The organism is Rubneribacter badeniensis (genome assembly GCF_002899695.1).
GTDB lineage: Bacteria > Actinomycetota > Coriobacteriia > Coriobacteriales > Eggerthellaceae > Rubneribacter > Rubneribacter badeniensis.
On the sequence record NZ_PPEL01000124.1, the window covers coordinates 1 to 6,092 of the forward strand.

4 protein-coding genes are annotated in these 6,092 nt (G+C 66.3%); 2 read left to right on the forward strand and 2 right to left on the reverse strand.

Going from position 1 to position 6,092, the window contains the following annotated elements; genetic code table 11:
• Positions 1–396: 396 nt before the first annotated feature.
• Together C2L80_RS12800 and C2L80_RS12805 are read left to right on the forward strand one after the other, a co-directional pair.
• A complete protein-coding gene (locus tag C2L80_RS12800; RefSeq protein ID WP_087198735.1) occupies positions 397–1,107 on the forward strand; it encodes a TetR/AcrR family transcriptional regulator in 711 nt (236 codons plus the stop codon).
• A gap of 795 nt (positions 1,108–1,902) precedes the next feature.
• Positions 1,903–3,171 (forward strand): MFS transporter, encoded by a 1,269-nt coding sequence (locus C2L80_RS12805; RefSeq protein ID WP_087198736.1) that lies wholly within the window; start codon positions 1,903–1,905, stop codon positions 3,169–3,171.
• Positions 3,172–3,662: 491 nt separating this feature from the next.
• Here C2L80_RS12805 and C2L80_RS12810 read toward each other — a convergent pair whose 3' ends face one another.
• Together C2L80_RS12810 and C2L80_RS12815 are read right to left on the reverse strand one after the other, a co-directional pair.
• A complete protein-coding gene (locus tag C2L80_RS12810) occupies positions 3,663–4,379 on the reverse strand; it encodes an anaerobic ribonucleoside-triphosphate reductase activating protein (RefSeq protein WP_103263333.1) in 717 nt (238 codons plus the stop codon).
• A gap of 2 nt (positions 4,380–4,381) precedes the next feature.
• Positions 4,382–4,963: a pyridoxamine 5'-phosphate oxidase family protein gene (locus tag C2L80_RS12815; RefSeq protein ID WP_224759242.1), complete on the reverse strand. Its 582-nt coding sequence runs from the start codon at positions 4,961–4,963 to the stop codon at positions 4,382–4,384.
• Positions 4,964–6,092: the final 1,129 nt, after the last annotated feature.

A 6,092-nucleotide genomic window follows, 5' to 3' on the forward strand; every position in this document is an offset into this window, starting at 1 on the left:
GGCGCGGGAGGCCGCAGGGCTGACAGGGCGGGCGGGGCCGGTGGTTGGCGCGTGGCGCTGCGCGGTCGGCATGCGCCGGGTCGCTTCGTGCGTTGCCGTTCCATGATGTCGTGGATGTCGCGCGCGGATGGGTGCCGTGAGCGAGTGAACCGTAGGCAAGCGGAAGCGAGCCAGTGTGCGATTTGCCGCGTTCGGGTCTTGCCAATCGGTGTTGCACGGATTAAGATACCTACCGTTGGTATGTATGCTCGAATTGCGCAGACGTTCGCACGTGCGTTGGGCTGGTTGGCGAGATCTGCCAAGGTTTTCCAAGCCGGATGTTTCACGTGAAACATCCGTACGTGTTCGGGCGGTACGCTGCAGGAGCGGCGAGAAGACGGAAGGGGAGGTGGCAGCATGGTGCGCAACAAGCATCCCGAGGAGACGGTGGGGCGCATCCTCGATGTGGCGCTCGCGTTGTTCCTCGAAAAGGGCTACGACAACACGAGCATCCAGGACATCATCGACGGTTTGGGCGGCCTCACGAAAGGCGCCGTGTACCACCACTTCAAGTCGAAGGAGGACATCCTCTCCGCAGCACTCGATCGCGAGAACGCGGGGCTGTACGCCCAGTTGCGCCAAATCCGCGACGATGGCCGCATGAACGGGGCTGAGAAGCTGCAAGCGCTGTTCGAGGCGTCCGTCATGGGCCCGCAGATGGACCTGTGGGCGAATGTGGCTCCCAGCGTCGATCCTGTGAAGAATGCCCGCCTTTTGGGCATGGGGTATCGAGAGCTGTTCGAGGAGACGGTGCCGTTTTTCGTGCAGCCCATCGTGGAGCAAGGGGTGCGCGACGGCAGCATCCGCACCGATCATCCGCAGGAGTTCAGCGAGGTCATCGTGCTGCTGGCGAATCTGTGGGTCAGTCCGATGTTCAGGGCGAGCACGTCCGAGCAGCTGCGCCGCCGCGTGGATTTCTACATCGATCTCGTGAAAGCGCTTGGTCTTTCGCTTGAGGAGAACGGTTTGGGCGAGGTGTTGGAAGATTATCGGCTGCGGCTTCGCGAACGATCCGAGGCGATGGCGGGCAAGTGCGATGCCGAGGATGCCCGGCGGGAATCGCGCTGAGCCGCGATGGGCGCGAAGATGGGGTCGGCGGCGTGTGGCGGGCGCGCGGCGTCGCGGTGCGGGAGGCGTCTGGGCGGGCGCAGTGGGCGCGGTGGGCGAGGCTCGATGTGCGTTGCGCTCGGAGCGCGATGGGCTGCGGCAGGAGATGCGAGGGCTCGCACCGCGCGGCATCCGACGGATGGATGGCGGCGCGGCGGTGGGCGTCGCGCATGCGAAAACGAAGGTTGAGGTCGGAGTGTTTCACGTGAAACATTTGTACGCTGATAAGCCGCATCTTAGGAGCGCGCGGATGCATGGGCCGTCCGCGCTTGCTGGCAAGCTGCGGGTTCCGAGTGGCGATCCGCGCCCCGAGTTGGAGGTTTCGGGCGGTGGAGTGCAGACTGGAGTGCAGACTGAAGTGCGGGCTGCGTGTGCGGGCTGCGGAAGGGCCTTGCCGCAAAGCCCCTCCGGGGGGGGGGGGCAGTTTCTCGCCTCTCGTTCGCGACAACGCGTCGTGCGCTCCGTCCGGCGCTTCGCTCGCGATAGCGAACCGCACACTGCGCGCAACGCTACGTCCGCGATGGCGCGCCCCGCCCAACGGCTCCGCGCATGGAGCGTCCGCACAAAGGGCGGGGGTGGCGCTGCACTTGGGCGTCCGCACAAAGGGCGGGGTGTCGCTGCGTCTGCGCATTTTTGCTGCGAATGCATTTGGCGTCTCGAGGTCAACGGGCATCCTGCGCTGTCCGCGTCTCCCCGCTCTCTTTTTTTGCTGTTGAAACATACCAACCGAAGGTATGCAAAAGGAAGGAGAACTTCATGGAATCGTTGATCAGCCGATCGTTCGTCTCACTCGTCATCGTGCAGATCGCGTCGCTGTTCGGCAGCGCGGTGCTGCGGTTCGCCTTGCCGTTGTACGTGCTCGACCTCACGGAGTCGGCGACGCTCATGGCCGCGGTGACGGCGGCCGCTTGGCTTCCGTACATCGTGCTCACGCCCATCGGCGGGGTGGCGGCCGACCGCGTGAACAAGAAGCGCATCATGGCCGCGCTCGACGCGATCATGGCTGCGACGTGCGTCGTGTACCTCGGGTTCGAGGGGGCGATCGATCTCGTCGGGCTTTCGGTCTTCGCGCTTGTCGTGCTGTACGCGGCGCAGAGCGTGTACCAGCCCACGGTTCAGGCGACTGTGCCGTTTCTCGTGCCACGTCAAGGGGTGGTGCGGGCCACGGCCGTCGTGAGCCAGATCAGCGCGCTGTCTGGGCTTGTCGGGCCGGTTGTGGGAGGGCTTGTGTTCGGCCTGTTCGGCATTGGGCCGGTCGTGGCGGTGTCGGGCGTTGCGTTCGCGCTTTCGGCGGTGCTCATCGTGACGACGGTGCGCATTCCGCACGATGCTGTGGAGCGCAGCGATGCGGGCGTCATCCGCACGGTCCTCGGTGACATCTCGGAAAGCCTCTCGTTCCTGCGTCGTGATCGTCCGGTCATCCTCAAGGCCATCTTCCTTGCGGCCGGCATCAACCTTACGTTGACGGCGCTCATTCTTGTTGGCACGCCTGTTATCGTCACGCAGGTTCTGGGGTTGCCGAACCAGTACATGGGCTTTGCCGAGGGCGCGCTGGCGCTCGGCGGCCTTGCGGGCGGCATCGCCGTGGGCGCTTTGGCCTCGCGTCTGAAGATCGAGCGCGCCCCGTTGCTTCTGCTGCTGGCGACGCTGGCGCTTGTTCCCGTGGCCGCAGTGTTGGGCGTGCCGATGGATCCCCTGGTCGCGTACGGCGTGCTCGTGGTGAGCCTGTTCGCATCCATGGCGTGCGCGACGATGTTCAGCATTCAGGCTGTTTCGTTCGTGCAGATGGAGACGCCGGGACATTTGGTGGGGAAGGTGATCGCGCTCATGATGTCGCTTGCGAACTGCGCGCAGCCGGTGGGGCAGCTCGTTTACGGCGGGCTGTTCGATGCGCTGCGCGCCGATCTCGTGCCGGTGGTGCTGGGGACGGCGGCTGTGTCGTTCGCCATCGGGCTTGCGACCTGGCGCGTCCTCGGACGAGGGCTGCGCGATGTCGAGCCTGAACGATCGATCGAATGCGATTGATCGGGCATCGCCTGTAGGGCTCGGTTCGGCAGCGGGGCGGGACGGGCATGTAACGGCCAGCGGGTGATGCACGGTTGCCGTGCGAGGCGCGGGTCTGTTGCGGGTGCGGCTGCCGTGCGAGGCGCAGAGCTGCGCGGCGGGGTCGGCGGCGCGTTGCGCGCACCCGGTTTGGGCTTGCGTCGAAGTTTGAGCGCCGTTCGGCGACGCGTCGGAGGGCGGGCTGTTATGGCGGCATGGCGGTGCGATCGTCTATCGACGAAGCGGGGGCCGGGGAGGGGGCTTCGTCTATGCTCTGCTGGACTCGCGCGAGTGTCGCGGCTTCGCTTGGCGGCGACGCTTGATCAGGCGCGCCGTCGCGCTCATCAGGGCGTCCGCTCGCGCTTTCCCGCTCTACGTTCGGGTCCCTCCCGCGCTCTGCGCCCAGGCTCGCTTGCGTCCTTGCGCCGCGTTCGGTGGTCGCCGTGCGGTGCCGGGAGGAAGGGGCGTCCCCGTCAGTCCATGCCGCGCAGGGCGATGCCGGGGGCGCTTGCGCGCAGCTCGTCGGCGAGCGCGCGCAGCTCGTCGACATTCCAGGGGTGAAGGCGTCCCGCGCCGCCCAGAACGCTTTCCGCATCCCGGTAGTTCTGCAAAAACCATGCGGACGCATCCCCTATCCAGCGTGCGAGCGCGCGCAGGTCGTCGGACGCGTGCAGCTCGCGCGTCACCGTCGTGCGGAACTCGAACGGCACCGAGCCCGCGCGCAGAACCTCCATGCTCTCTTCGATGGGCGCCAGATCGAGCATGCTCGCACCGACGGTCTTGGCATAGCGCTCTGGGGCGTTCTTCACGTCCATGGCCACGTAATCGACCAGGTTCGCCTCCGCAAGCGCGCGCAGCCGGTCGGGAAAGCCGCCATTCGTGTCGAGCTTCACGGCAAATCCCAGGTCGCGCACGCGTGCGCAGAAGTCGGCGAGGTCTGGTTGGATGAGCGGCTTGCCCCCTGTGAGGCACACGCCGTCGAGCAGCCCCCGGCGCTTTTCCAGAAACGCGAGCACGTCGGCTGCGGAAAGGTCGCCCTCGTGCGAACCCGCGCGCGTCGCAGGGCCCGTCACCAGGTCGGCGTTGTGGCAGAACGGGCAGCGGAAGTTGCATCCCGGCGTGAACACGGTGGCCGCCGTTTTGCCGGGGAAGTCGAGCAGCGTGAGCTTTTGCAGTCCTGCGATGCGCACGGTCAGTTCTCTTCCGTTTCCGCGCTCGCCGATCCCGCAGCGTCTGCCGGCCTTGTCGCGCCCGCCGCGCTTCCCGACTCCGCTGCTTTCATCCCGTTCGCCGGGAGCGATCGCTTCTTGCCCGATAGCGCGTCGATGTCGAGCGCCCATACGGCTGTGTGCGGGCCTTCGGCCTCCATGGCGCGCCCGATATCGCGTTTGTGCTCGGGGACATACTTCATGCACAGATCCACGAGCGCGCGTTTGAACTCGAGGGGATCGGTCACCTCGCGGATGCGTCCGAAGGCCATCGCCGAGCGGTAGCTCGTGGAGAAATTGCCGTTCTCGAAGAACGCCTGTACGCCTGTGACGGCTGTTGCGCACACGCGATGGTCGCGGCGAAAGCAGTCCGTCTTGTGACCCCCTTCGCTCGATGCGTGGAAGTACAGCGTGTTTCCGCGGCGCACGAACGACAGTGGCACGCCGTAGGGCATCCCGTCCACGTCTGCGGTCGACACGACGACGAACGGCGCGGCGTCAAGCGTCTCAAGCGCTTCGTCGCGCGAGGCGGCGCGGTCGGCGCGTCGCAGGGGGTGCAGGTTCATAGCGGGCATCCTTTCTGTCAAGAGGCTTCATCATAGGCCCTCCCGCTCCCGCGCGCAATGGCTGGCAGATTCGCGAACCTCGCCTTCCACGATGTCGAGCAGTGCCTGCTTCGATCGCATGTCCGTCCACCCGCGCGCCCCCGCATTCCCCGCGCCTGTCTGCCCGCGCGCATCTGCATCTTCGTACCCCACGCCCGTCCGTGCACTTACGTCGCACCCCTGCGCCCATCCGCACGCCCGCTTCTTGGCCCTCTGTCTCTTATCGGGTGTTTGCTTGGATGGCAATCTTCTCGGCAGATGCAGAAAGAAACGGTGCGATTCCGGAACGACCGCGCATGGGGTTTACGCGCGGTTCGTGCTGGGGAAGGCAAGGTTATGTGACAGGGATGGCAAACAGTCTCTAGGGAGCGGCGTGCGTTGGGGCGGCGCGTGGCTTGCGCGAGGTGGCATGCAGGTTGCGGGGGCGCGTTGCTTGGGGTGGTTTTGGCATGCCGTTTGCGGCTGGGGTGTGGCTCGTGTCAGGATGGCGCGCCGCTTGCGCGGGCGCGCGGTTCGCGTTTTGCCTGGAAGTGCGTGCATGGGCAGGATACGTGCGGGAAGGCTTCCGACTGCGCTTGGGTCGCGCGGAACCGCCTCGTTTCTGGCGTTTGCGGATGCCTTCCTGCACATGTTTCACGTGAAACATTTGTTCTGATATCGCACTACATTGCGACAATTGTTTCACGTGAAACACTGCGCTTCCAAGCCTCTCAATCTTGTCCGACCCCGGAACCCCGGGACCCCGGGACCCCGGAACCCCGGAACCCCGGAACCCCTCCTTCGGCTCTCTGTGCGCGAAGCGAGGGCGGGTGTTCCCCGCGCCTAGGATGACCCCGCCATCCGTCGTTTTACGCTTCCCGCCGTCCTCGCCGTCTCCTGCCGCTTTGTCTTCTCACTCTCACCCACGCTTCCCTCTGCCCTGCCCCCGCTGCACGCCTCCACGACTCCTCCCCGCACCCCGTCGTTCGCCTCCGCGATTCTTCCTCGCTCCGCGCCTCGCGGCCGCTCGCGCTGTCTGCATCTCCCGTACCCCCGCACCGCCCGCCCGCACCTCCACACGCGCCGCGCCCCCGCATCCCCCCAGCGTCGC

Bases quoted from the DNA above. Each gene is read 5' to 3' on its own strand.
- C2L80_RS12800 (WP_087198735.1), top strand. From the start codon at position 397: ATGGTGCGCAACAAGCATCCCGAGGAGACGGTGGGGCGCATCCTCGAT.
- C2L80_RS12805 (WP_087198736.1), top strand. From the start codon at position 1,903: ATGGAATCGTTGATCAGCCGATCGTTCGTCTCACTCGTCATCGTGCAG.
- C2L80_RS12815 (WP_224759242.1), bottom strand. From the start codon at position 4,963: ATGAACCTGCACCCCCTGCGACGCGCCGACCGCGCCGCCTCGCGCGAC.